Origin of the sequence: Rhizobium croatiense, from assembly GCF_019793465.1 — a bacterium.
Taxonomy (GTDB): domain Bacteria; phylum Pseudomonadota; class Alphaproteobacteria; order Rhizobiales; family Rhizobiaceae; genus Rhizobium; species Rhizobium croatiense.
Genome location: NZ_JAILYJ010000001.1, coordinates 375660 through 399737, shown reverse-complemented (window position 1 = coordinate 399737; position 24078 = coordinate 375660). Strand labels below are relative to the sequence as shown.

At 60.0% G+C, this 24078-nt stretch carries 22 protein-coding genes; 6 read left to right on the top strand and 16 right to left on the bottom strand.

The window, feature by feature from the left end; genetic code table 11:
- Window positions 1-2: 2 nt before the first annotated feature.
- Entirely contained in the window at window positions 3-1301 is a 1299-nt protein-coding gene (locus K6M89_RS01745; RefSeq protein WP_222138212.1) for a phosphoribosyltransferase family protein, read from the top strand.
- 196 nt (window positions 1302-1497) lie between these two features.
- Window positions 1498-1818, top strand: coding sequence for a hypothetical protein (locus K6M89_RS01740; protein WP_222138211.1), 321 nt, complete (start codon window positions 1498-1500; stop codon window positions 1816-1818).
- Window positions 1819-1934: 116 nt separating this feature from the next.
- Here K6M89_RS01740 and K6M89_RS30885 read toward each other — a convergent pair whose 3' ends face one another.
- A complete protein-coding gene (locus K6M89_RS30885; protein ID WP_245443163.1) occupies window positions 1935-2126 on the bottom strand; it encodes a hypothetical protein in 192 nt (63 codons plus the stop codon).
- Window positions 2127-2162: 36 nt separating this feature from the next.
- The gene (locus tag K6M89_RS30880) at window positions 2163-2450 is read right to left on the bottom strand and encodes a hypothetical protein (protein WP_246642276.1); all 288 of its coding nucleotides are present in this window, start codon (window positions 2448-2450) and stop codon (window positions 2163-2165) included.
- Between the two features lie 87 nt (window positions 2451-2537).
- Here K6M89_RS30880 and K6M89_RS01735 point away from each other — a divergent pair, with 87 nt between their 5' ends.
- From K6M89_RS01735 to K6M89_RS01720, 4 genes are all read left to right on the top strand, one after another.
- Window positions 2538-4160, top strand: a complete 1623-nt coding sequence (locus K6M89_RS01735) for a glycosyltransferase (protein WP_246642275.1) — start codon at window positions 2538-2540, stop codon at window positions 4158-4160.
- 186 nt (window positions 4161-4346) lie between these two features.
- Window positions 4347-6653 (top strand): type VI secretion system Vgr family protein, encoded by a 2307-nt coding sequence (locus K6M89_RS01730; protein WP_222138209.1) that lies wholly within the window; start codon window positions 4347-4349, stop codon window positions 6651-6653.
- Window positions 6654-6664: 11 nt separating this feature from the next.
- Window positions 6665-7090, top strand: coding sequence for a DUF6484 domain-containing protein (locus tag K6M89_RS01725; protein ID WP_222138208.1), 426 nt, complete (start codon window positions 6665-6667; stop codon window positions 7088-7090).
- The gene (locus tag K6M89_RS01720; RefSeq protein WP_222138207.1) at window positions 7090-7440 is read left to right on the top strand and encodes a hypothetical protein; all 351 of its coding nucleotides are present in this window, start codon (window positions 7090-7092) and stop codon (window positions 7438-7440) included. Before K6M89_RS01725 ends, K6M89_RS01720 begins: the two co-directional genes overlap by 1 nt.
- Here the strand turns inward: K6M89_RS01720 and K6M89_RS01715 are convergent.
- The 14 genes from K6M89_RS01715 to K6M89_RS01650 are packed head-to-tail and all read right to left on the bottom strand — an operon-like array spanning window position 7431 to window position 24069.
- Window positions 7431-8360 carry a hypothetical protein gene (locus tag K6M89_RS01715; protein ID WP_222138206.1) on the bottom strand — a complete coding sequence of 310 codons (930 nt, stop codon included), beginning with the start codon at window positions 8358-8360 and terminating at the stop codon, window positions 7431-7433. The two genes, K6M89_RS01720 and K6M89_RS01715, sit on opposite strands and share 10 nt — an antisense overlap.
- Window positions 8357-9343 carry a DUF4150 domain-containing protein gene (locus K6M89_RS01710; RefSeq protein WP_097581199.1) on the bottom strand — a complete coding sequence of 329 codons (987 nt, stop codon included), beginning with the start codon at window positions 9341-9343 and terminating at the stop codon, window positions 8357-8359. The genes K6M89_RS01715 and K6M89_RS01710 overlap by 4 nt, the downstream gene beginning before the upstream one ends.
- Window positions 9343-10386, bottom strand: coding sequence for a 3-oxoacyl-ACP synthase (locus K6M89_RS01705; RefSeq protein ID WP_222138205.1), 1044 nt, complete (start codon window positions 10384-10386; stop codon window positions 9343-9345). The genes K6M89_RS01710 and K6M89_RS01705 overlap by 1 nt, the downstream gene beginning before the upstream one ends.
- Window positions 10383-11495 (bottom strand): DUF2169 family type VI secretion system accessory protein, encoded by a 1113-nt coding sequence (locus tag K6M89_RS01700; protein ID WP_222138204.1) that lies wholly within the window; start codon window positions 11493-11495, stop codon window positions 10383-10385. Before K6M89_RS01700 ends, K6M89_RS01705 begins: the two co-directional genes overlap by 4 nt.
- Window positions 11492-12040 (bottom strand): type VI secretion system-associated protein TagF, encoded by a 549-nt coding sequence (tagF, locus tag K6M89_RS01695; protein WP_222138203.1) that lies wholly within the window; start codon window positions 12038-12040, stop codon window positions 11492-11494. Before tagF ends, K6M89_RS01700 begins: the two co-directional genes overlap by 4 nt.
- Window positions 12022-15552, bottom strand: coding sequence for a type VI secretion system membrane subunit TssM (tssM, locus tag K6M89_RS01690; protein WP_222138202.1), 3531 nt, complete (start codon window positions 15550-15552; stop codon window positions 12022-12024). Before tssM ends, tagF begins: the two co-directional genes overlap by 19 nt.
- 1 nt (window position 15553) lies before the next feature.
- Window positions 15554-16879 carry a type IVB secretion system protein IcmH/DotU gene (gene icmH, locus K6M89_RS01685; protein WP_222138201.1) on the bottom strand — a complete coding sequence of 442 codons (1326 nt, stop codon included), beginning with the start codon at window positions 16877-16879 and terminating at the stop codon, window positions 15554-15556.
- 4 nt (window positions 16880-16883) lie between these two features.
- Window positions 16884-18218, bottom strand: coding sequence for a type VI secretion system baseplate subunit TssK (gene tssK / locus K6M89_RS01680; RefSeq protein WP_222138200.1), 1335 nt, complete (start codon window positions 18216-18218; stop codon window positions 16884-16886).
- A gap of 17 nt (window positions 18219-18235) precedes the next feature.
- Window positions 18236-18697, bottom strand: coding sequence for a type VI secretion system lipoprotein TssJ (gene tssJ / locus K6M89_RS01675; protein WP_097581222.1), 462 nt, complete (start codon window positions 18695-18697; stop codon window positions 18236-18238).
- A complete protein-coding gene (gene tagH / locus K6M89_RS01670) occupies window positions 18697-19971 on the bottom strand; it encodes a type VI secretion system-associated FHA domain protein TagH (protein WP_222138199.1) in 1275 nt (424 codons plus the stop codon). The genes tssJ and tagH overlap by 1 nt, the downstream gene beginning before the upstream one ends.
- The gene (tssG, locus tag K6M89_RS01665) at window positions 19968-21032 is read right to left on the bottom strand and encodes a type VI secretion system baseplate subunit TssG (protein WP_222138198.1); all 1065 of its coding nucleotides are present in this window, start codon (window positions 21030-21032) and stop codon (window positions 19968-19970) included. Before tssG ends, tagH begins: the two co-directional genes overlap by 4 nt.
- Window positions 20996-22870, bottom strand: coding sequence for a type VI secretion system baseplate subunit TssF (gene tssF / locus K6M89_RS01660; protein WP_222138197.1), 1875 nt, complete (start codon window positions 22868-22870; stop codon window positions 20996-20998). Before tssF ends, tssG begins: the two co-directional genes overlap by 37 nt.
- Before the next feature lies 1 nt (window position 22871).
- Window positions 22872-23633: a type VI secretion system baseplate subunit TssE gene (tssE, locus tag K6M89_RS01655; protein ID WP_222138366.1), complete on the bottom strand. Its 762-nt coding sequence runs from the start codon at window positions 23631-23633 to the stop codon at window positions 22872-22874.
- A complete protein-coding gene (locus K6M89_RS01650) occupies window positions 23620-24069 on the bottom strand; it encodes an Hcp family type VI secretion system effector (protein WP_097581189.1) in 450 nt (149 codons plus the stop codon). The genes tssE and K6M89_RS01650 overlap by 14 nt, the downstream gene beginning before the upstream one ends.
- Window positions 24070-24078 lie beyond the last annotated feature (9 nt).

The window sequence follows — 24078 nt, the reverse complement described above, 5'->3', positions numbered from 1 at the left end:
GCATGCGGATGCAGTATCGCTCGATATCGGATCTTCACAAAGCCATCGTCAACGGGTTGCACATGCTGCCGCGCGAGATCGATCTGGTCGTCGGTATTCCACGCAGCGGCCTGCTGGCCGCCAACATGCTCGGCCTTGTCGCCAACCTACCGACGACCGACCTGGACAGTTTCATCGAAGGCCGCGTTTATTCGTTCGGTGCAACCAAGAATACGGCTTCGTTCAGGAGCGCATCGGATGTTCGAAAGGTTCTTGTCCTCGACGACAGCATCAATACCGGTGGCGCCATGCGGGAAGCCAAAGCCAAATTGATGGCATGCAAAACACGCGCTCAATTTGTCTTCGCGGCGGTCTATGGCCTGCGCGATAGCGTCGAGGATGTCGACTTTATATTCGAGGTCGTCGAACAGCCAAGGCTCTTCCAGTGGAATTTCATGCATCACGGCCTGTTATCGAAGGCGTGCATCGACATTGACGGAGTGCTCTGCCTCGACCCGACCGATACTGAAAATGACGATGGTCCGGCCTATGAAGCCTTCCTGAGAAATGCACGGGCGCTTCACAAACCGACGCGATTCATCGCCTATCTCGTGACCAGCCGGCTCGAAAAGTACAGGTCCTTGACCGAAACCTGGCTTCGTACAAATGCGATCGACTACGGCAAGCTCATCATGCTCGATCTGCCGAGCGCGGCGGAGCGTCGCCGGCGGGGCACCCATGCAAGGTTCAAGGCCGCCTTCTATCGGCAGTGCGATGCCGAGATCTTTGTCGAGAGTAATCTTACGCAGGCGAACGAGATTGCCAGGATATCGAGCAAGCCAGTCCTTTGCACGGAGACCCACCAGATGGTTTTTCCGACCACCCGTTTGCGCAGCTTGTTCAATATGAGAATGCCTTTCGACGCTTTCGCGTTTTTGAGGCGAGAGCAGACTATGCCCGAGGAGCTCCGCTATACGATTGCCGACGCGCACAACCGCGTAAAATCCCGCACTCTTGTCACCTGGCTCGGGCCAAGACCAGACGGCTTTGTCGAAGCCATTGAGGCCATCCTCAAGATCTGCACGGCCAAGAGCGAATATCCGATCATCCTTCTTTCCGATTTCCATCAGGAACTCATGTCCCGGGCAGAGACGCCGGCCGAATTCATTCCGCAAGTGCACCACCTTCCTTCGCTTTCGCCCGGCCAATATCAGGACTATGTGCGCAGGCGTTACGACCTTATGTTGCGAAAGTGGGCGATTTCGCGTGAGGTGACGTTGGGATTGAGCTTCGAGGAATTCCTTGCCGAGCAGTTGGCATAGCGAAAAGGCGGGCACACTCAAGACAAACCGCCGATTAATCTTTAAGGTTGAAACGTGCATCTATTCGTTGCTTGAAAGGCCAGAGAAGTCCTTCAAGGCTGCATCGGACCATCGAAAATAATGAGTTTCACCTTGCTGGCCTTGACTTTCGCAGTTTGTGAATGCTTACTAAAATAAGCTGCGGGGAGGGCAATATATGCTTCGCAAAATCTCTATCCTCGGAACGCTGATACTTGCTTCATGCACCTCTCATGGCTCCAATATGACGCTGGCGTCAATGATCAGCGGTTACCGAGGTGCGCCGACTGCCGCGGAAGAAGTAGCCTGGCGCAACGCACGGCGAAGCAACACCGATCAAGCCTATCGCAATTTCATCAGCACGTATCCGAACAGCTCCTATGTCCCGGTTGCGACATCCAGAATCACCCGTTCGGTCAAACCAAGGCCCGTTGCTGTAAGGAATTTGGGCCGTCCCGAACGTAGCTCATCTTTCGGCCGCAGCGGCAGCGCTTATTAAAGCAACTGGGCCTGACAACTGGGAATTCACTCTGTTAGCATTGATAGACCCAATCTGGTTTTCGAATGCATTTTGATATTGTCCATGCAGCCGATCCTCGATTTTATGGCGGCTCCTCATCGGCGGTGCGGGTTGAGATCCAATCCGCCCAGCAATTTGGCCTCTCGACGGCTCTGCTTCCATTTCTCGGCGTTTCCGACATCCGCTCCAGACGGTTCGAGGAACGACTTCTCGACGTTCTTGAGCGTCAGGAAGTGCCGTGGCTGACGGGCGAGGAGGCAGTCGAGTGCGACATTCTTTTCGCGCATAATCCCCTGGCGTTCGCGCACATGCCGACACGGCCGCTACGCCTCAGATCGAAGGTCGTCCTCCTTTCGGTCCAGCATCCGCCCTTCGACGGAGCCGGCAATGCGCAATATAATATCGACGTGGTGAAACGAAATCTGGAGAGAATGTTCGGGGCGCCCGTCATCTTCGCACCGGTCGGCCCTAAGGTGCGCAATCAGTTCGAAGACATCATCGCCGACAGGCCCGAGCTCTTGCGTCATGATCTTTTCAACCTCATCGACCTTGACGAGTGGCCGATCAGGACCGCGCAGCCGCCGCGCGAACGGGCGGTTATCGGCAGACATTCACGTCGCGATCTCCTGAAATGGCCGGATACCGAGGCTGAATCGCGCGCGGCCTATCCCGACCTTGGCAATGTCCAGGTCAAGGTCATGGGCGGCGTGCCGGACCAAGTCGTGCCTTTGATTGGATCAAACTGGAATATCTTGCCTTATTCGAGCAGTGGGGTGTCTCAATTTCTGAACAGGCTCGATTTCTATGTGTTTTTTCACAGCCGACGATGGGTTGAGGCGTTTGGCATCGGCATTGCCGAAGCGATGGCGAGCGGGCTTGTGACCATCCTGGACCCATCGTTTCGGGACCTGTTCGAAGACGGTGCGGTTTATTGCCGGCCTGAAGAAACAACCAACGTTCTGGAGAGATTTCTCGCCTCTCCCGAGGCCTTCAGCGCACAGTCGGCAGCCGCGCGCGCATTGGTCGAGAAGAAGTTTTCGACGAGCCGATACCCGGAAAGAATGCGTGCGCTCTATGACGAACTCGGGCTTAGCTCGCCTCCCGCGCTTGCCACGGTCGGCAAGGCCGTTGACGCTGACGCTTTCTCCGCGTCGAGCGGGCGCGCAACGGTCCGTTCCAGGCCGGGAAGACCGCAACGGTCGCTGATGGGACGTCGGCGCGTCCTGTTTGTCGCGACAAACGGCATAGGCCTTGGACACATCACGCGATTGATGGCAATCGCCGAGCGCATGTCGCCGGACATGGAGCCCGTTTTCCTGACAATGTCGGCCGGATCTTCGATTATCGAAGCACGTGGGCACCCGGTCGACTACATACCGTCCGCCCCGAAGATCGGCGTCACGGACGACAGCTGGAATGAGGTCTTCGCACAGGAATTGCTGGCCGCCGTGGAGGCGTTTGCCATCAACAGCGTCGTCTTCGACAGCAACCATCCCTTTCCCGGCCTGCTGAAAGTGCTGGCCGCCCGTCCCGATCTGAACTGGGTCTGGATCCGCCGCGGGATGTGGGCTTCCCGTCATGGTCTCGATCCGTCGATGCAGCATCGGTTCGACATGGTGATCGAGCCGGGCGAGTTCGCCGCGGACGAAGATCACGGCATCACCGCGCAATTGCGCGCCGGCGTGATCGGCGTTTCTCCGATTCTCCTCGTTGACAATGACGACAGGCTCTCGCGGGCAGAAGCTGCCTCGGCTCTCGGTGTCGATCCTGCCGGTCTTATCGCCGTCGTGCAGCTCGGCTCGGAACGAAATTTCGACGTCAGCCGGCTGCGGCCGGCGATCATCGACGGGCTGCTCAAGCATGGCGTCCAGATCATCGATGCGGTCAATCCCCTCGCCCCGAAGCGCGAGGATCATATTGGAGGCACCGTGCAAAAGGCGATCTATCCGATCGCCAGATATTTCAATGCCGTCGACCTGATGATCACGACTGCCGGCTACAACAGCTTCCACGAATCTATTTATGGCGGCATCCCGGCAATCTTCGTTCCTAATGAGGCGCCCGAGATGGACGAGCAGGCCATCAGAGCCGCCTATGCGCAAAGCTCCGGTTTGGGGCTCTGTCTGAGAGCGGTGGATGTCGAGCGAGCGCACGAGACCATCGAACTCGCCCTGTCGGACGATTTTCTCACCCAGTATCATATGCGAGCAGCTCGCATCGTTTTTGCTAATGGAGCGCGTGAAGCGGCACTGGCGATTGAAGAGCTAGCATTCTCTGTCAGGACTGATCGCGCGCTTGGGGGATCGATCGCCCGCGTATGACATTTTCGCAGCGCCCGATTGCGCAGGTCAGACAGATCCCCTCCTTTCAGGCGTTGCGGTCTACCGGACGGCCACGCGACAGGCATCGGATGGTTGCACTGTTGATGTCACTTCCGAGGCGACCGGCCTTTGTGCTAGGCTTCTCTATCAGGATCGCCGGCGTCACGAGACAGGGGCATTCTCCGCATGGCTGATGATCGCAAGACAACCGTCCAGACGCCGCTCGGTTCCGAAGCGCTGACCTTCACGCATTTCATCGGCCGCGATGAGGTCAGCCGGTGTTTTGCCTTCACTGTCGGCTTCATCAGTTCCGATGAAAATGTCGACGCATTGAAGCTGCTCGGAAAACCCTTGTCGGTTGAAGGAGAAAGCGGAGACAAGAAGCGCTGGTTCAGCGGGCTCGTCACGGATTTTCGCCTGACGCGCATCGCGGAGAGGTTTGCCTACTACGAGGCGGAGGTGCGGCCCTGGCTTTGGCTGCTCGGCAACAGCACCGATTGCCGGATCTTCCAGAATATGAGCGTCGTCGAAATCGTCGAGAAGATCTTTTCGAAATACAAGGCGGCAAAATTCGAAAAGCGGTTGCAGGGTTCCTACGAAGCGAGGGAATACTGCGTGCAATATGACGAAACCGACCTCGACTTCGTGCAGCGGCTGCTCGAGCACGAAGGCATCATGTATTTCTTCGAGTATGCTGAGGGCGAACACACCCTCGTCCTTGCCGATGCAATGAACAAGCTGAAGCCGGCGCCAGGCTACGGGAGCGTCAAGTTCCGGGCCGAGGGCGACCCCGTGCGTCGGGATGAGGAATATATGACGGACTGGGTTTCGACCAGTTCCGTCCAGCCCGGCATTTTCGCTCACACGGACTACGATTTCACCAAGCCGGGCGCCGACCTCATGGCGCAATCGGCGCAACCTTTCTCTCACGCAGAGGCGCAGGGTGAGCATTATCGCCATCCGGGCGCGCATCTGACGGTCGGCCGCGGCGATGCGGTTGCCGTCGTGCGGCGGGAGGAAATTCAGGCGGCACATCAGCGGATTGCTGCCGCCGGCACGGTACGGGGTCTCGCCTCCGGCTGCACCTTCAAACTCGAGAATTTCCCGCGCAAGGACCAGAACGCGGAATATGTCGTGCTTCGCGCCGACTACCGTCTGTTCGACCCCGGCTACCGGCCTGCCGCCGATACAGGGGAGGAAACCTTCCGGGCAATTTTTCAGGTCGCTCCGACGTCCATCAGTTATCGGCCACCGCGCACCACGACAAGGCCGGTCATGCGCGGGCCACAGACCGCGACCGTGGTCGGTCCAGCGGGCGAGGAGATCTTCACCGACAAATATGCACGCGTGAAAGTGCAGTTCCACTGGGACCGCCTCGGCAAAAAGGATCAGAACAGCTCCTGTTTCGTGCGCGTGTCGCAGACCTGGAGCGGTGCCGGCTGGGGCTTCATCCAGATTCCTCGGATCGGCCAGGAGGTGATCGTCGACTTTCTCGAAGGGGATCCTGACCGACCCATCATCACCGGCAGGGTCTATAACGGCAAGGAAATGCCGCCCTACGAGTTGCCGGGAAACGCCACGCAATCCGGATTGAAGACGAATTCCTCGCCGGGGGGCGGTGGCTGGAACGAATTGCGTTTCGAAGACAAAGCCGGATCGGAGGAAGTCTATTTCCAGGCGCAGAAGGACCACAACCTTTTGATCAAGCACGATCGCAACAAGCTCGTCGAACACGATCAGTCGGATCGCATCGACAACAACGCCAAACACTCCGTCGGCGTGAACCTCGACGAGGATGTCGGCAACAACAAGACGACCAAGGTTGGTGTCGACCGCACCGTCAATATCGGATCGAATGATACCGAGACGGTGGGATCCAATCGCTCGCTTACTGTCGGTTCCAACGAGACGATCAGTATCGGCGCAAACTCCACAGAGACGATCGGCGCCAATCACAGCCAGGCCGTCGCCATCGTCCAGACAGTAACGGTTGGCGCCGCACGCGTCGATAGCGTCGGCGCGACAGAGACCAGATCGGTCGGCGCGACGCAATCGAATACGATCGGCGCGTCCCGTTCCGTCAGCGTCGGTGCCGGCCAGAGCCACGACATCGGCGCCTCCGACAGCTGGAACGTCGGTTCGGACCAGAGCGTGTCGATTGGTGGCGGGCAGACGAGCAGCATCGGCAAAGCGCGCAGCGCCAAGATCGGCGACGACGATGCGACGGAAATTGGCGGCAGCAGGGCGGTGAAAGTCGCCAAGGGCAGTCTCGTCGAGGTGGGCGAGGATGGAGCGATCAAGATCGGACAGGACCTGCTGATCGAAGCTGGAGACTCGGTCGTGATCAAGTGCGGGTCGGCAAGCATCGCGATGAAAAAGGACGGCACGATATCGATCGAAGGCAAGGACATTTCGATCAACGCCTCGGGCAAGTTCAACGGCAAGGCCTCGGGAGAGGTCACATGGAAGGGCAGCAAGATCAATCATAATTGAGGAAGGATCATATGTCCGATGTAGTGGAGCGTATCGAGGGAGTGGTCATCGGGCTGCTGCTCGGTTTCGATGCAGGTGTGCCCCTGGTCGTTTATCCCGGCAATCCTGAGGAAATTGCCGTACGTGCGCGAAGCCTGGCCGAGCTTACCTCCGCGATGGTCGGGGCCGAAGTTGCGCTGCTCTTCGAAGGCGGAGATGCGTCGCGACCGCTAATCGTAGGCCGTATCATCGATCCGGCCCGCAGGTCTTCGACGCCAACGGTCGTCCGTGACGGCGAGCGCGTGCAGATCACCGCCGAGGAGCGGATCGAGCTCCGTTGCGGCAAGGCGACCATCATCATGGAAAAGGACGGGCACATCACCATCCGCGGCACCTATGTGACGAGCCACGCTAGCGCGGCCAATCGCGTCCGTGGTGGATCGGTGAACCTCAACTAATGCCAGCCGCGCCCGTTCTTCGCGATATTGTCCGCCAACATGCCGAGATGGCGGCGTTTCTATGGACCGTCTATAACTATCATCTGCTTCATCCGGACGAAAATCCTGACATGGATGAGGAGCGGCTCGCTCGCCTGGTCGAGCGGCTTGAGGCCCATCTCGACGGGTTACGAGTGGCGGGGGAAGCAGGGCAGGAGATCGCCAAGGAACGATATGCGGAATTTCCCGAGGCAGGCGAGCTGTTTGTGGTGCGGATGCTGAGCGCCAGACGATTGATCCCTGTGAAAGAACTGGACCCGGACAAGGTCAGGGAATATCTGACCGCCAACGGCGCAAGCGCTCAGAGATAACGCCTGCTCATATCGATGACCTGAATGTACAGCTGTCCATCGTAGCCAAATTCGAACCCCGACCAGGAATTTCCGTCAAACACGAAGATCTCTTTCCACCCGGTGACGACGAGCAAATCGGGCGACGGCTGCATCGCATAGGCAAAGTCCAAAGCCCTGAACTCTTTCAGGACGTAATTGTCTTCGACAAAAATCCCGAAGTGATTGTCACCCCAAAACCGCGCGCCCTTGAAGTCACATATCGACATGAAATCACTGTCGGGCGCCTTAATCTCCTTCAACAGATTGTCCCGGTACTCAAAGCAGATGCCGTCTTCGCAACCGATGCTGATCGCCCCGTTGGGGGACACATGGATCGCTTCGATTGAGCGGTTGAAATTGAGCGGGACCTGCCGCCAACGGTCCCCCTGTAGATGGAGGAGGGTACCGTTGTTACCGGCCACGTGAAGGAGCTCGGCCGACGGCCCATGCATCGCTCTCAGGAATGAGGATACCACGGATTGGATCGGCTGCCACGAAATGCCATCAAAACGACACACGCAGCCGTCCTCGCCGTAAATGAAGAGCGCCCCATCAGGCAGACGGAACATCTTGTGAAAGAAGGGTTCCGGGGCCCTTGCGGTGCTGTGCGAACCGCCGCGCAGGAAATGGGTCAGGCCGCCGACCTCAAGAAACACATGATCATCCTGCGAACTGCTGATGTGCGCCAACATCTGGTTTTCTAGCTGCAACAGCACGTGAAACCGGGCGCTCCGCCCGGTAAACTCCACCAACAGCAGATAGGAACGCCCACGTTCTCTATATTCATCGCTCAGTTCAATCGACACGCCAAAAATCGTGCCGCCAAGATGAAAGCCACGCATTACCTCCAGATAGACGTCCTCTGAGGGCACCCCATCTATTGTCTTGCGCCCGGTCATGCCACTGTCCTGTGACGCATCGTCCGCATCTCATTAAGCTCCTCCATCGATTTCTTGGGAGGCGGAGGACCGACGACGCTCTGAATATAGGCCATAAATATCATAGTCAGGCATTTCGCGACCTTCTCTTGCGTGGCAGGGCTCGAATTCTTGCACTCCTTGTGTTGTTCGGAGATCGACTTCGTTCCCTTGGCGACAGCCCCTCGTAGCTTGGGCGACCTGCCAGTCTGTGCCTCCAGTTTTGCGTTGTAGTCGTTGACCGCCTTCGTCTTCGTGTCATGGGGAGTGTCCTTGCGGCTTCCTTTGCCGGTTTCCTGGAAACCGCCGCCCTTCTTGTGCTTCATCGAACGGATGCAGACACACGGGGCCTTGTTCACACTGTAGTCCTTCCACTGATCGTACGAGGTATTATGAGCTCGATCGGGCTGAAAGTATTCATTTCCGACGTAGTGTTCCGACTGATATCCCTGCGGACAATTCTTCTTGTTGTGCGGATGCAGCCGTAGGTTCATCTTCTGCAGGAGTGTGCCGCACGTTATTCCTCCGACATTTGCTGAGAGCACATGAACCCAAGGCGGCGTACCGGCCTGAGGCGATGCGTGGTCATTGGTCGCCATGTCGCTGAAGCGGATGACCGGCTCGCCATCGAATTTCACGTCATTCGACCAGGAGTGGAAATACTCCTTGCCGGTATTCTTCGAGGTAATGAGGTTTTTCTTTGGTGCGCAACCGGCTTCTGTACCGGTTGTCTTCGACAGATATGATTTGTTCTTGATGTTGACCGTCTTGCCTCCGATCTTGACGGTGCTAGTCCCCTTGTCGGTGTCGCTCGACGTGCCAAAGCTCGGATAGGGAACTGGGACGCCTGGTGGCGTCGCGGGCGTCTGAGGCGGAGTGAAGCAGGTGTCAGGGAATGCGGCGATGGTCTTCCCATCGGTGTCCTTGCCCGAAATCTCCAATCCGTTTGCAAAGACATTTCCCATCACGGCACCCGGGATAAGAAGATCGCAGCACCGCAAGCACCATTGTCGCTGGATGCCTCGATCAGAACGGGATTGCCGCCCGAATAACCCTTGGCGGCGGCGGTCATCGCCATTCCGACCATGATGGGCACGACGGCGGCTCCCATATTGCCGAGCGATTCGGCGGGAGACCGGATATCCTGAAAATCGTGGGCCCCGCGCACCAGCCGGATCGACGCAAGGGCCGATTGTCTGAACCAATATTGCTCACCGATGAGATCTGCGATCCTGTAGCCAAGATCCGCCATTTCGATCCCGCATTCCGCCAAGGCCTCCCTGTAAGCCGCCGTCATCCCATCGCCACGCAATGGTAGATGCAGCCCGTCCTCATCGAGCCCATTGTAGATGAAAGCCCGTTCTCGACTGAGCCCTAGCCCGGCGAGTCGGAAACTGCCCTGTCCCGCCCGGCCGCAGAGGATCGCGCCGGCGGCTTCGCCCGGAATGAAACCGTTGGCATTGTCTGGTGTCAGTAACCGGTTCTCGGCCAGATAGTGTGTGACCGTTCCAGCCGTGAGATAACTATCCACACCGGCGATGACGACGTGGTCCGTGTCAGGATCGGCCAACAATCGCGCTGCCGTTCGCAAGGCGGCATGTCCTGCCGGCCTTCCTTCGCTGATCACGCGCGTGGGGCCGGTGGCAGAATTTCCAAGGAGATCGCCAATTCGGCGTACGAGCCGTACGCTGTCTTCTATCGGAGAACCCGGACGGCCCTCCTCGGGAACGCAGAGTACCAGTTGGGTGGCCATTGCACGCGGGGTGGACAAGGCATCCAGACTTTCTCGGATCGCGGCAGTCACCATGTATGCCATACGCTGCTCGCCCACAACTTCGGGCATCAAAGGGATCGGAGCGCCGATGATCGGCTCATCCGGGCCTGACTGAAATCGGGTTTCCTGAAATCCATCAATGCGCGAACGTATGGCAGCACAGGCCGAAGGCGCATCGAGACCAACGGCGGTCACCATCCCGCAGGAGAGGACGTCAAGCGCACGGGTCGTCATGCGCTCACCTCATCATCAGCGACCATTTCCTTCTGCGTTGCCACGTCCCGGATATATTGCTTGCCTTCTTCCCGAGCCCTTCTCATCGTCGCAGTCGGAGGACCGACCCAGGCCTCCTCGAACTCGGTGATGACTTTCCGTATCCGCACCTCCGTTCGCCAGACCATTGATAAGCGCCTGCTCTCGATGTCGAACAGCAGCGTGTCGGGTCGGATGATCTTGTCGAGGACTATCTCGTTATCGCGAAAAATCGTCATTGGCAGTGCCGTATCGGGTAGCAAAAACCAGGTCTTTCCCTCGGGAGTGAGGTTGATGAGTATCACCTGCTCACCACCTTCGGGGTAAGATATCTGCTGATCGGGTGGCGCCATCTGGAAATAGCGCTCATCGAAATCGGGAGGCAGGAATGGGAAGATGTTGTCGATCCAGTTCTGGTCATAGGTCCCCGCGAACTCGATCCTGCCCGGGCAACCCCGACCATAAGGGCCGAAACTCATCGGCCGATAGTCGCCGAACGGCGAGCGGATCTCTTCGTTTACTGCTTGCGTATTCGGCAGCCTTAGGCCGGGAATAAGGCGCTGATTGCTCGTGCGCGCCCAACCGGTGCCGTAGGGGTTTTGCTTGTAACTTGCAGGCGTTTGTTCATCAGGATCGAGCCGGTCCACACCACCCCAAGCCGTATCGTATGAGAAGGGCTGACGCAGGAAGAGTTCAGCAGCCGTCGCGACGAAGGTCGGGCCTCGAGCACGCCATTCCCGTTGACCGAGGACTTCGAAAACCTTTGACCAGTTTCCAATCTTGATGCCGACCGTGACGCGGTCTGCTGGACGGCCCTGTGGAGCGTAGGCGCATCCATTGGCGATGACGTCGCAGAAGGTTTTGCGGAACGCGAAGTCGGATTCCCAAAGAGTTGCCGAATAACCCGGTTCGCCAGTGTAGGTGTCGGCCATGACCAGCGGGACTTGCACGGGCGATTTCTGCGCGACGCCCCCCGCGACATCGGGAAAGTCGAAGGTTCCCTTGACGACGACGACGATGTATTCCAGGCCCTGTTTGTCCATGCCCATCGTGAATTCGGTCGGGTAACCGGTCTGGTTCCAGATCCTCATGGGACATGGCTCTCATCTTCGGGGAACAACTGCCCAAGCGCGGCCTCGGGCATGGCAGCGTCGATCGCAGTTATCTCACCTCCCCATGTCCAGAAGACCATGCCCCGAACCGGGCCGTCGCACGCCTTGGCCGCCGGATAAGGCAGTGCCGCAAGGGCGCTGGCCAACGCGTCGCCGTCCATCCTGTGGTCTCTTGCTGACGTCCCTGTCGCTTCCAACTGATCGAACCATTCTGCGGCCACGCTTGCAATCTCGATGGCGGCAAGTGGGGGCGGTGCTGCGATGGTCAGCGGAAACCGGCGGCCCGCACGATCAGCGCTTGCCAGGATCACGCCGGTCATCGCGCCGAATGTCTCCCCGCCCAACAGAAACCGCAGCACCGGAGCGTTCTCCATCGGCCCTTGCGAAAATCGGTGAACCAGATGCCGGCTGATCCACCGGTCCCACCGCCCGACGAAGGAGGACGGCAGGCGGCGTGTGACGAAATCGCCCATCGCCGGCAGCTTTCCGAAAAATCCGGGCAGGATCAAAGCTGCGTCGGGCACGAGAACCTCGCAAACATCTTCAAATCGAAGGGATTGGCGACACTTGCCGCGCGAAGCTCGAAATCGGCGTAGTACCCTTGCGCAGCAAGACGCAGCTTGAAGAGCTCGGCAAGATTGGTCCCGCTCAGCCGACCGGCGCGCAGCATCCGCAGAAACGCCCAGCTTCCAGTCTCGCTGACCATCACTTCCGGCGAACCGTCGAGGGGCTGGAAGGCGAGGGTGATCACGCCGGTTCCATCCTTGCCGGGCCAGGTCATGGGCTGCGGGCGCGTCGGGTTGTTGAAGTAGGAGAGACTCTGACCGTCGACATTCAAGGTCACGCGGCTGACTGTCGGCGAAAGATCTTTCGGCTCGAGCGTGAAGGTCAGGATTGGCCCAGCGCCTCCCGGGAAGAGGCTGTCGCGGATCAGCCGCGCCTGCTCCAGCGCCGCCAGAGGCCGGGGATCGAGCTTGATGTCGGAGCGCCATTTCCAGGGGTGGCTGGTCGTGTCGATGTAGTTGACCAGATTATTATTGATAAAACTGTCGATCAGCCCGCCGGGACCGAAGACGCGCTGAAAATCGACGACATTGACATCGATTGCGCTGTCGGGAACGAACGGATAGCGGTTGGTAAGCGCTGCCTGGCAGAAGGGAAGCACGTCGGCACGCCAGATGGCATTGAGCTCTGAAGTGACCGCCCCTGTTGCCAGCGCGCTCGTATTCCCGGCCAATCCGGCCAGCCAGTCGTCCAGCGGATCGGGAAGGGTCACGGCTTGTTTTGCCACTGCACCGGTCAGTTCCGCCAGTCCGCCCTGTCTTTTCATTGCGTCCTGCGCATCCGGGCTTGCCGACACGGTCTGAAGCATGTTCGACAGCGCGGTCAAGGCTGCGACTGCATCATTGAGTGCGGGAGGCTGGCCATCGACCTCGACAATGGCGGCCTTGATGGGTTTGAAATGCTCGGCGACCAGCGCGCCCGAAAGATCGACATCCGACTTGGAGCCGGCTTTCGGCATTATCTTCACGCCCTTGGCGGCGAGTTTGCCGATCTTGCCAAGCTTGGACAAAAGCTTGGATGCTCCTGGCGGAGGAGCCTGGCCGCCGCCTCCGTCATCGGCACGGGTCAGTTCCGTCTCGCGCACGATGGCGGTCAGCAGACGCTTCATTGAGGAATCGGCGCTGGAGAGATCTTTGAGGTTTTCGCTGGCCGTCTGCAGGTCGGCCAGTGGTGCAAGCCTGACGTCACGCATGAAGCTGTCCCACTTGGCGATATAGTCGTCATAGTAGAGCTTGAGGATATCTTGCGAGAGGACGGCGACCGACGGGCTGGCGCTCTCGGAACATCCGCCGGCAAAAACCGAGCGGTCTAGCGCAGCCTGCGTTGCGACGTCTTCGAGCCGGATTAGGATCACGTTATGGAATCCGTCATAGGTGAAGGCACCGCTGATGCCGACCCTCAGCGTCTTGTCGGAGCGCCGCGCCAGAACCTTCAGGCCGTTCGGGCCGACATGATCTGCCGGGATCCATTCCTTCAACGCCGTGACCTCCGGATCGGAGAGCAGCGCGCTATAGGCGCGCACCGGCAGCGGGATCGAACAGATCGTGCGGAGCGCTTCGCCTACCAGCGCTTCGTCAGGAGCGACGAAGGCCTGTTCCGTTGCCATATTGTCGATCGCTGCAAGCTGATGATCTGCTGCCATCTCGGTCTTGAAAGGTGGCACGGGCGCCGATTCAGGCAATTTCTCCGTCCACCATTGCTTGGCGAAGTCCGTGTCCATCGGCGACAGGCCGGTCATCATGCGATAGGTTTTCAGCGCCCCCAACTGGAACTCGGGATCGCGGATCTGCCGCCACATCGTCGCCTCGAGCAGCGCGACCATGCGTGGCTCCAATATATTGCGCAGGCTGCGGTTGTAGGCGTCTGACTGCGCCTGGAGAATTTCGGGTTCAGCGGAAGGACCTATTAAGGCGGCTATTCCGCCTGGCTGGTAGGTCCGTGCATTCGCCACTTCCGTGGCGGCTTCGAGCGCCAAATCAAGGTCGAGTGGATCCACCGGCGCTTGGCGCGCCGCAACCGGCGTCAGGGGAAGCTGCAGGGCCTCGAGCTGTTCGGCCTGTGCCGCCAGGGCGGCGTCGTTCTTCCGATAGGATATCGTGAACAACAGACCGGCGATGACCACGAATGCTGTTGCTGCCACGGCGGCGCCGCGCCAGATCCAGATGCGCCGATCCTCTGCAGCCGGATCGAAGGTGCCGAGGCCCGCCTCCTTGAAAATGACCTTCGTCAGCAGGTCTTTGAGGAAGAAGCTGCGCTTTTCGGCCCGCAACATTGGTGCAACGGGTTGGGCGGGCAGGCCGAAGGATGAGGCCAATGCTGCCGTCAGCCGGTCGATTGCCGTACCTTCCTGGGTGGCGGAGGTCAGATAGATACCCCGCAACCAGGCGCTTTCCGCATATTTGCTTTCGCCGAAGACGGTCTCAATCAGCACACGAACCGGTTCTGAAAGGCTTTCGACCTGGGCTGGGAAACGAAATATTTCCGCCCGGGCCGTCAGGTTCTCCTCGCCTTCGAGACGCGGAATGAGACGCCGTTCGAGCACGCCGGCCAAGGCCGAAAATTCCTCGGTGACTTCGATGCCCTCGATGCGGGCGCGTGGCGGGAAGGTCACTCCCCACACTTGTTCACGATCGGCCGTCGAGAGCGCCCCGAAGAAGCTTTCGAAGCCCTTAATCAGGTCCGCTTTCGTCAGCATGAGATAGACTGGCAAGCGGATCCCGATGCGTTCCTGAAGCTCGGTCAAGCGTTTGCGGATCTGCCTTCCATGCATCCGGATCGCCGCATCGTCTTCCGAGAGCGTGTCTATGCCGAGCGCCACGATGACGCCATTTAACGCACGACGGCCCCTGTGCTTTTTCAAGAGATCGAGGAAGCCCAGCCATTCCGCTGCATCGACCTCCGGCTGGCTCTCCTGCTGCACGTAGCGACCGGCGGTATCGATCAGCACCGCCTCCTCGGTGAAGAACCAATCGCAGTTGCGCGTGCCGCCGACGCCGTGAAGGTCGTCGATGAGATCGATTGGAAAACTCAATCCGGATTGCCGGAGGGCTGTCGTCTTGCCGGTCGCAGGCGGGCCGATAATGACATACCAAGGCATCTCGCGGAGAAACTTTCGGCCGCCGACCTTCTGGCGTTTGAGACCCGCCATGACCTCCCGGAATTTCACTCCGACGGCGGCAACGCCCTCTTCAGCTGGACTTGGCGGAGCCTCGGGCTGCGGGGCAATCTCGGAAACGAAGAGACGGTTGGCGCGCACCGCACGCCGCCGCGCCGCAGCCCACCAGATGATGAACACGAGGAACAAAAGGCCGATGATGACCAGTCGCACGATCTCGGAAGCAAACGGCGCACTGTCTCCGACGCTGACGATAGGACCGAATATCCAGACGATGAGGGACAGCAAAATGAGCCCGATGAAGGTCCAGAGCCAGCGAGAGGTGAGAACAGCCCAGAGGAACCGGAAGATCGCCATCTCAGAGCCTCTTTTGAATAAGGATTTCGATGCGGCGGTTGGCGGCCCGACCCTCGCGGCTGTCGTTTGCGGCAAGCGGCTGTGTCGCCGCGCGTCCTTGCGATTTCACCTGCCCTGTCGGCACGCCGGAGGCGGCCAGCAATGAGGCGATCGTTGCAGCGCGGGCCTCGGAGAGGCGCTGGTTATTGGACAGCGGATTGCTCGCTTGCAGCGGGACATTGTCAGTGTGCCCGGTAATGGTAATGCCGCCGATCAGCTCCGCATTCTGCTTGAGAACCGCTGCGATGGAAGCAACAAGCGGTTCAAAGCTCTTCGTCAATTCGGGTCTGGCAGACTGGAAAAGCTCCGGTGTACTTGACTGCAAAAGAAGCGTAACCGACGAGGCGTTTTCATTTCCTTTCAGTGCCGGCAGCAGGGAAGCGGGCGCTGCGGCGCGAAATTCCGGCAGCAATTGGAAAATAATGGGCTCTACCGGTGGTGCGTTCGGCGGTGGTGTCCTCTTCTCGGGGCGATATATTTCCGCCCGCTCGGGCGGCGGCAGTGCCCGCACCAGCGTTGCGAGCTCCTCAGCCTTGGTATCGAGCCGCATCGACAACAACATGTAAATTGCCGTCGACAGTGCTGCCGCAACGACGGCAAGGACCCAGATCGGCACGGCAAAACGGGATGGCTCGTCAGCCGCCGCAACGCCCTCCCATCTGGGCGAGAGTGGTGCAGCTTCAGCATCGGCGTCACGCAGGAAACGAGCCGCGGCGGCGCGAACGGCGCTGATGGAGCGGTCGCCCGCACGGCCAGGCACACGGTACTTGCCGCGAAAACCAAGCGCCAGACAGAAATAATAAAGCTCCAGCAATTCCTGATCACGACCGGGATGGCGTTCCAATTCTTCCAGCCTGGCAAAATATTGCGCTCCGGCATCGACATCGCCGCGGAGCATGACGACCAGGGGCTGGCGCGGCCACGCGCTTGCTCCACCCCAGGGCGTGTTCAGCGCCAGATCGTCGAGAAGCGAGGCGACGGCCCAGGCAGCCGAGTCCGCCCGCGCAAGCGCCGAACCGGAGGCTACCGCAGCGTCTCGCGCTGAAACGAGCTCTTCCATCAGTCTCGTTCGCAGCACTTCTGGATTGCTCGGTGGCAACGCACTTTCGAGTTCCGGTGCAAATTCGAGCAACTTTGCAAAGGCACTGATCAGTTTGTTTGGATGAGACCGCGCCCTTCTTGCCAGGATTCCGCCAGCAGGAAGCTGTCTTGCGCTCGCCGGGGGCGGGGGGCGGATGCGTGTACGACCCTTATCGCCCGAAAGACCGAATGGATCCTCACTTGCCATGGCGCTACCTGTTAACCGAATAGCAGTCGACCTGCGGTTCGCTGGGCAAAACACCGGACACGCCGATTACGAAGCCGGGCGAACGCAGAAGGGATTCCCAATGCTCGCTGCGCTGATCGAGTTCAAGGCAGAGACGGTCACCGTCATAGGGGATCTCGCGAGGCTGCGAATGAAGCGGCTTTAGACGGATGCCCGGCAGTCGTGACTTCCACAGGGCCTCGAATTCGTCGGCAGCACCCACCGTCACCTGATCGACGAAGATTTTGCGCAGCGCCTCCTCGGACATGTCACATCCGACCCGCACGACAATGCGACTGGCGGTCAGCAATTCGGGATTGTCGACCCGAACCTTCCAGACATTGGTCGCGTGTTTGAGTACGGGAAGTGCCCGCGACTTCGGCTCGACATAACGCAGGCTGAGCAGCAGCGAACGCAAAGTGTCTGCGAGCGCCGCGAAGGCAGGTCCCGGCGCCATGTGATCATAGGTCGGAAGCTCGGTCAGCCTTCGGGAGCCGGAGCCGTAGGTCGCCATTCGCCCCGCAAGCCCACTCAGTTCGAGAAAGAGTTCCGCCGGGTGAAAAACCTCCTGGGGGAGCATATGGGCCAGCCGCGGACGCGCCGTGTTGGCAAGATCGAGGACCAGCAGATTTTCCACGCTGCGGCCGGCGCCGCCGAGAACCATCTTGCCATGTGCATCGGCGATACGGTCGAGCCCGGTTATCACCTCCTGCATCAACTGGCCGTAGAAAGCCACGCCGCCGGTCGTCAGGGCTGGTGGCAGAAAGTTTTCCCCCATCGCGACGCTGCCGTCGGCCAGCAGCCCGTCGACCTTCGCAACCGGCATCGCGGTATAGCCGCCGGTCATCTGCACCGGCGACAGGAGCAGGGCTTGGGGGCGGGCGATCTCGATCTCTTCCGGGTCGGCGCCCCCATTGACGGCGTCACGGACGCGTTCGATCTGTCCCTTATAACGCGCTCCGGTCGGCTCGCTATGAGCGGCATCGAAACAAGCGCCGCCTGGCGGTTCCAGCGGCAGGGCAAGCTGCACCGCCCCCGCACCCATGTCGCGGGTGATGGTCAATGGCACCGGCGCATCCATCGTCTCGGGAATGGAAAAGGGCGTGCCGTCCGGAAAAATGCCGCGCGCCGACAAGACGGCAACGCGGCCTGCTTCAAGCTGTGCGGTATCCAGCGTAAGGGATCTAAAGCCGAAGGTCTGCAACCTCCCCGCCTGCAGCGCGCCGCGTATCAGGGCCTCGGTATACCGGTCTTGCTGCTGAAAATGCTGCGTCCGAAGGAAGAGCCCCTCGGACCAGAGCACCTTATTCGTATCCGTCATGCTGGAACGCCCTCCATTCAGGCGAGCGCGAGCGCCATGCCGCCGCTACTCAATGCTACATTCGCCGTCACCGTCGATTCCGGCTTGACCGGGACTGCCTGTCGCCAGACACGGCCGCCGGGCGTCCTGAAAAACGCGACCACTCCGAGGAACGTGGCTTCCGGCGGGAACGCCACCGTCTTGGTGGCCGATCCGCCGGGAGAGACGGTCAATTGGTCGGAGCCGAGAAGGTCTGCCCCGAGTGCGGAAGCAGGGTCGGACTGGAGGGCGAAAATATCGGCAGAATTGAACTTTCCGACATCCTTGAGCCTGAGAACGAGCACGGTTACCGGGCGATCCCCGCCATCAGCGGCAAGATTCATCCCCGCCTGTCCTGTCGCCTTTACGGTCACGGTCGAGGATTTTGGCGGACCGCTCATGCAACCGGAAATCAAGCCTGTCGCACCGAGCATCATCAAGAAACCACGTCGGTTAAGCATCATTCTTTCTCCCTCTCTTCATAGCCGTCCCGGAAATCGCTGCCGATTTCGCCGAGGAAGCGCGTTGATGCGCTCCTGGCAATTTCGCGATAGCGTTTCTCGTAAAGTTCCCAGAGCTTTGCCCGTCGCCCGCCGGCAAGCAGCGCGTCCCAGGCCGATTGAGACTTCAATTCGCTTTCCAGCGCCGCCGGATCGAAGCGGTCCACCATCCTTGCCAGCGCGGCCTGGACGCCGCGCCATGTGCGCACGTGATGGTGGGCGAGATCGCGGATGGAGCCGTTGATCGCCGCTTCGGGCGGCAGGAATCCGACATTGCGTTGCGTGAGGAACGTCGCGATGACATCGTCGACGGTCGGCATAAATTTGAGAGGGTTGACCTCGGAGGCCCCGACAACAGTTTGTGCGATCCGGGCCTCGCCCTTTTCTTCGGCCCGCTTGCGCAGGAGATGGATCAACCCTTCCAGCATCATCCGGTACTCCCGGCCAAAATTCTCCATTTGGACGACGGGATCGGCAGACGGAAACTCCTCGCCACGGAAGCCCAATCCGCGCAGAAAGGCGTCGCGCAGGTCGGTCTCGATCGGCGCTGTCTTCTGCTGCCTCGGCTCCGTCTGTGGTTCCGGATTGGCTTGCGGCCTGATTTGTGGTGTGGCGAGCTCCGGAGCCGGCGGCTCTGCAGCCGTGCCCGTCGTAAAAAGATCCCAGGCCCGATTGTCCTGCCGCTGGGCCGGTAGCGGGTCGAGGCTGAACGGATCGTCGAACAGGGGGGCGTTTTTTTTCGGCTCCTGTCGGTCGGGATCGGCAAACGGCGCCGCAGCGGGGTGTTCGAATGGGTCAGGCAATCCGGCGGGTCGCCGGGGGGATTCAACCCGCTCGCTGCGTTCCGAGAAGAAAGAATCCCCTTCGAAGCCGATCGGCGGCGGCGATGTCGTTTGTTCAGACGGGCGCTCTGCCTGCATGCTTTGCAGCTCGACGCGGACGACATAATTGCCGAACTGCAGCCGGGCGCCGTCATGCAACGGGGCGGAATTTCCCACTCCAAGTGGTGCGCGCGCTCCGTCTATGAAGAGGCCGCCGCTTGACGTATCCGTCACCTGATATCGACCGTGAACGCAAGCAATAGTGCAATGGGCACGGGAAACATACATGTCCGGATCGTCGATCCGCCAGTCGGCGTCTGCGCTCCGACCGATGACGAGCTCGCCCTCGACGAGCCGCATCTGGCGCACGGCCTGGGGCCTGGGGGACTGTTCGAGGGTAAGGATCAAGGTCATGCGGTGGCCTCCGCAATCTCAGGACGAAAACCAACGAGGGTGCGCATGCACAAATCAGCTGCGTCGCCTCGATCCTGTTTCGGAGCGAGCCAGGCGATATGCCCGAGCCGCGCTTTTCCCAGCTGGGCTGCGGGAACCTCGTCTCGTTTGAGCACGAGCCTGACATCCACATCGAGCCCGTTTCCCATCAGATCGCGGATTGCCGTTTGCAAGGTTGCGCGACGCTCGCTGCCAGGCAGAAAGGCTGCGTAATCTCCAAGCGTCAACGGTCCGACGGAAAGTTCGATCCGTTGCTGTCGCTGGAATGTTCTCGGCCCGATCGTGGCGCTTCTGGCAAGCTGTGCGTGGGCGCCGGCAAGGCGGGACTGGATCCTTAGCGGTATGTCCATCCAGACACCGACAAATTCCCGAAGCTTGAAAGGAACCTTGAAATGATCGCCAAGAAACTGCGTGAGCCTCTCAGGCCCGTCGACTTGATGGGCAAGGGCTGCGGCGTGAGCAAGCTTCGTCAGGTCGATCGCGGTCGGCTCACGCTCAGCCCTGCCTCGCAGGCCGATCCCTGCCATGGCCGCCGCCATGGCACGAATGCGACCGCCCTCGGCGCGCTCGATCTGGACGGCCGGGTGCGCATCCGCCCACGCCCGATAGAAGAGTGCGATCATGCGATGTTGAAGCACATTGACGAAGTCGACGAACGTGGTGTCGCTGACCTCGCGCATGTCGGCACCGGCAAACCATCGCTGCGACAGGCGATCCAGCACCCAGCGCGTCAGATAAAGCGGCATCGGACCTTCGGGACCGAGCAAGCCGATCGTCGCCACCGTTACCCGGGCGGGCGCTGTTTCGGTGGAGGGCTCGAGCCTTGCGATGTCCTGCACGGCAAAACCAAGCCGTATGTGCTGTCCGAGCCGGGCCGGTTCCCGCTGCGGCGGGCCTGCCTGACCGAAGATCATGTCCGTATTCTCGAGCCGCCGCAGGAGCTCAAAAAAGTCGAACTGCTCGGCAGATCCGACGACGTTATTGTTCAGATCAGGAAGCGGTTGCCCGGCGTTATCGGCCATAGCACATCCTCCTGTTTCTGGAGGATCCGCGCTCTTGTGCGCACGAATCCGTTAATCGCCGCGTAGCGTGCAAAGAGCCTCGAGAGCAGCGCCGTAAGCAACAAGCTGCTATGCCCGGCAAGCACCGACTGGTCGACATGGAGCGTGATGTCGCTGCCGCGGGCAAAGCACATCGGCCCAGCGATCGGCAGGCGCTCGATGAGAGGCCGGGCCTCGACTCGCGCAATGGCGCGTACATGGCGCGAGAGACTTGGATCTCCCCGCTGTGCATAAAGATCGAGCAGGGCGTGAAGAGGGTCGACACCGCGGCCTTCCTCCGCCAGGCTGAGAAAGTTCAGCGACAATTGTGCGATAAAGCGCCAGGCGAGTTCATCGGCTCTTGAGGCTTCGACGGCGCCGGCCGGAAGCGTTGCCGGAATGGCAGGCCAGGGCTGGCGTAGCGCGCCAAGCAATTGCACGGTCTCGACAGGATCGCCGCTTTCGAGAGTAAGAGAGGGCGTGTCGTCCAGTATCGGCAAGTCCCGGTTGGTGCAAAGGGCCGTCACCTCAATCCGCTTGAGCGGCCGCCCCGTTTTCGACTGTGCCGGGCGTGAGAGCGAGATGAAGACGTCGTCTCCGATATAGGATGTGCGGGTTTGTCCCTGACGAAGCTCGTCCTCGCTCGGCCGCCGTGGGCGACGTTCTGTAAAATAGACCCAACCGTTTGTTCGGTTTTGACCGAGACTGAAAAGAGCTGGTATCTCAGCATCGGAGCCTTCGCCATCGGCGTCTTCCACACGCACCGCGCGATAGATTTCGAAATCGCGCGGCCGCGTTCGATCGGCGTGGAGGACCTGCCGGGTCCGCCGCGGATCGAACTCGATGACGCTGCAGGAGCGCTCGAACAGATTGATGATCGGCGTTGCGAAAAGCTCCAGATCCTTCGCCGTGAGGCCCGCAAGCTCCGGAACGGGCCGGCGAAGCAGGAAAACCAGTTCCAGCCTCTCGCCGCATTGGCGAACGACCGGTCGCATCCCCGTCACACGCGCATAGTGAAACCGCTCGGGGGCGATAAAATATTCGCGCAAAAGGCGGTAGCCCTCAAAGGTTTCGCGCGTGCGAGGCATGAGCGCCTCGTCGTCAGATATGCCGACCATCTCGGGCGCGGGCAGCGGCTTCAGGGGGTTGTCGCGCCCTTCCGGGCGCGCGCCAACGCCAGCGCAGGCGCCAAATAGCGTATCGAAGAGCAACGGCGCCTTGCTCTTTTCACTGAAAAAAAAGTCCAGACGATCGAGCGACAAGTCGGCGAGCTTGCCCTTGCCGGTTCGATTGATGGTGATGCTCAATCCGGACGCGCCGGCAACCCCGTCAATGGCGTCGATCCCCGCCGCCGCGAGTGCGCTTCGGTCCTGTATGTAGGTCACGGAGCTGATCGCAAGCGGCCAGAGCGTCACGTCCTGGACCGTGGTGAAGATGGACCGTGTCGAAATTCCAGGTCGGACGCTCGAAACGAGCCGTGTTCCCCGCTTCAAAAGGTGACCGGCAAACATGGTTTGAACTTGCTGGCCGGGCTTCAGCAAGGCCATGGCCGTTGCTGGCGCCGGCGAGACGAGGTCGGGATAGAAGTTTTCAAGCACGCTGCGGACATAGCGCGTGCTTTCTGCGTCCACCTTCTGGCGGGTGCGGGCTGCCAGAAACGCGACGCCGTCAAGAAGCCGTTCGACAAAGGGGTCCGGACACGGAATGGTATCCAGAGAAAGATTGCGCGCGATTGCGGGGTGCATATGGGCAAACTCAGCGGCAAGCGCGCGAATATGGGTGAGTTCCTCCTCATAATATTCAAGGAAGACCCGATCCATTTCAGGTGTCCTTCAACTCGGTTCTCGCCGAGCCGTTGTCGAGATCGAGAATGGTTCGGATGCGTAGCCGTTCTGGCGCCGGCGTCGTCAGGAGCAGCGCGTCAATATCGATCCTGAGGCCGATCGACTTGTCGCCAAGGCTGACAGTCACCTTGGTTGCGCCTTCCTTCAGCCGGGGCTCGAATGCCGCAAGCACTTGTGCGATTTCCTTGGCGAGTTCCTCACGGTCGAAATCACGCGATGAGCGGCCCGAAAATGGCGGCACGCCGTAATTGACTACACTGCGGCGCACCAGCGGAAAATCTTCAAGCGAGGGAGGGTTGTCGCCCACCAGGTCGGCCTCCGCATCGGTCAAAAGGGGCGAGGATTCGAAACGTTGCACATTGAAAAGCGCCTCGATGTCGCGTCGCACCGCTTCACGAAGCACATCGCTCGAAACGACCACGCCGCGACTTTCCAGTTCCAGACGACGACGTTCCAGGGAAAGCAGACGATGGATGTTCTTCTTCTGCTCGAAACTGAGATCCGTCGCCGACTCTATTTGCCCGACGCCGCCGGCCACCATCGCGTCCAGCCGCTCTGCGTCTATCTCGCTTTGCAACATCTGCCGGAGATCTTTGATCTCGGAGCCGAGCCCCGGCAGGTCATTGACCAGGCGATCCCACAAGGATGGCTGGATCGTTTCGCGGGTTGCGCGCTGGTGCCCGCCAAGCGGTCTCAACTCTCTTCCAACTTCTTTTCGCCAGCTGTCACTTGCCGACATAGACATCCATTTCGACCTCGTCCTTGTCGTCATAGTTGAACGTGATGTTCTTGTAGGCGAAGCCGACGCGCTCCTCGATGAGATCGGGTTCGTCCTCACTTGGCTTCATATTGTACTGGGTGACCGAAGCCTCCTTCAGCGTAACGACCAGATAATCGCTCGTCTCGCCTTCGATCGTTCTGCGCGCGGAGAACTTGACCTCGCCGAGAAGCGTGTTGGCGAACAGCGCCTTCTTCAGATAGGGCGAGGATTTGTCATAGTGCTTGATGAAATTGATCATGCCCAGACTGACGCGGCCCCGTCGCGAGAGCGAATTGGGATCGTAGGGGGCGACCATCTCAAACTCCACGCCGTGGATTTCGATCTCGTCTTCGTGGCCATCGCGAACGCTCGGTCCCGTGATATCCGGCACCTTGAGAAAACCGTCAATTTTCATGAATAACCT